The organism is Paracoccus sp. FO-3 (assembly GCF_006386455.1).
In the GTDB taxonomy this organism is placed as follows: Bacteria; Pseudomonadota; Alphaproteobacteria; order Rhodobacterales; family Rhodobacteraceae; genus Paracoccus; species Paracoccus versutus.
The window spans coordinates 1-1,954 of the sequence record NZ_VCBQ01000235.1 but is presented as its reverse complement, the minus strand read 5'-3'; the positions used below and the strand labels follow the sequence as shown (position 1 = coordinate 1,954).

2 protein-coding genes are annotated in these 1,954 nt (G+C 68.0%); both read left to right on the top strand.

Annotated elements, in window-relative coordinates; translation table 11 throughout:
- Window positions 1–250 precede the first annotated feature (250 nt).
- Window positions 251–1,534: a sulfite oxidase gene (locus FE811_RS26640; protein ID WP_116222200.1), complete on the top strand. Its 1,284-nt coding sequence runs from the start codon at window positions 251–253 to the stop codon at window positions 1,532–1,534.
- A 12-nt stretch (window positions 1,535–1,546) separates the two neighbouring features.
- Window positions 1,547–1,954: cytochrome C-552 (locus tag FE811_RS26635; protein WP_140849510.1), on the top strand; the 408-nt coding region annotated here is incomplete at its 3' end.

The window sequence follows — 1,954 nt, the reverse complement described above, 5'->3', positions numbered from 1 at the left end:
CGCCAAGAAGTCCATCGACCAGCTCCTGCCCATGATCGAGTGAGCGGGCGATCTCGCTGTTGGTGGCGGCGATGCAGCTCGATGCCCTCAGGCGTCTCCGATATATCCTAATAAACACAACGAGTTGCTGTTGTTATAGCTTTGCCGGTGGGCAATGCTTTCCCGAAATGAAGTTGCAAGGCGCGTCCTGGAGGAGGGCCTTGCGGACAGCCGGTTGCGCGCAAAGCGCACCAAGCCACGGAGGAAACCCATGTCCGATAGAACCGATTCCACCTCGATCCCGCAGGATGCCGAGGCCCCGAGCGGATCGCGGCGACGCTTTCTGAAAACGACGGGGCTGTCCGCGCTTGGCGCCATGCTGGGCATGGCCGTCCCGTTCGAGCGCAACCTGCCCGCGGGCTTCGTGCCCGCCGCCCTGGCCCAGGATACCGGCCTGGACCTGATGGCCGGCAAGCAGGGGCTCATCGTGCTGGGCGACCGGCCGCTGAACGCGGAGACCCCGGCGCATCTGCTGGACGACGACGTCACCCCCTATGAGCGGCTGTTCATCCGCATGAACGGCCTCGTGCCGCAGACGGCGCTGGACCAGGACGCCGAGGGCTGGGTGCTGACCGTGGACGGCGAGGTCGAGACCCCGCTGGAGCTGACCATCGACGATCTGAAGTCGCGCTTCGAGACCGTCACCCGCCGGCTGGTGATCGAATGCGGCGGCAACGGCCGGGCCTTCTTCCAGCCCGGAACCTCGGGCAACCAATGGACCGTCGGCGCGGTCGGCTGCCCGGAATGGACCGGCGTGCGGCTGGCTGACGTGCTGAAGGCGGCGGGCGTCAAGGAAAGCGCCGTCTATACCGGGCATTACGGCAACGACGTGCATCTGAGCGGCGACGAGGAGAAGGAGGTGATCTCGCGCGGGGTGCCGATCGAAAAGGCGCTGGAGGAGGACGCGGTCATCGCCTGGGCGATGAACGGCGAACCCTTGCCGGCGCTGCACGGCTTTCCGCTGCGGCTGGTGGTGCCGGGCTATCCGGCCTCGGCCTCGCAGAAATACCTCAACCGCATCTGGATCCGCGACAGGGAACATGACGGCGCCAAGATGACCGGCGATTCCTATCGCATCCCGGCCTATCCGGTCGCCCCCGGCACCGAGGTGCCCGAGGAGGACATGGTGGTGCTGACCGAGATGCCGGTGAAGTCCATCGTCACCTTCCCGCAGACCGGCGCCGAGGTGAAGGCGGGCGAGGCGGTCGAGGTCCGCGGCCATGCCTGGTGCGGCAAGGGCGACGTGGCCGCGGTGCATGTCTCGCTGGATTTCGGCCAGACCTGGCAGGAGGCCGGGCTGGAGCCGGCGCCGAACCGCTTTGCCTGGCAGCGCTGGCGCGCGACGCTGACCCTGCCGCAGCATGGCTATTACGAGGTCTGGGCGCGGGCCACCGACCAGGACGGCATCGGCCAGCCGCCGCTGTCGCCGGTCTGGAACCCGCGCGGCTATGCCAACAACATCCAGCACCGCATCGCGCTGGTCGCGGTCGGGTGAGGGGTGATGGCGATGCGCATTATTCTGACGACCGTGGCTGCGACCCTGGCCGTGCTGGTGCTTGGCGCCGGGCTGGCCGTGGCCGAGGCCAGGCTTGACCCGATGCAGGCGCTGGCGGGCCGGCCCGCCGGCGCGAACCCGCTCGACCCGATGACGGCGATCCGTGCCAAGGCGGATGCGGGCGAGGCGCGGGCGGGGAACGAGGAATTCGGCGGCCTGCCCGACGGCGCGGGCGCCGAGGAGACCTATTACCAATGCGTCGCCTGCCATTCGACCGAGATCATCAAGCAGCAGCGCGTCACCGACCACCGCTGGGACGAGCTGTGGCGCTGGATGGTCGAGGCGCAGGGCATGGTCGAGCCCGAACCGGAAACCAAGGCGCTGATCCTGGCCTATCTCAAGGCGAACTTCTCATCCGAG

Bases quoted from the DNA above. Each gene is read 5' to 3' on its own strand.
- FE811_RS26640 (WP_116222200.1), top strand. From the start codon at position 251: ATGTCCGATAGAACCGATTCCACCTCGATCCCGCAGGATGCCGAGGCC.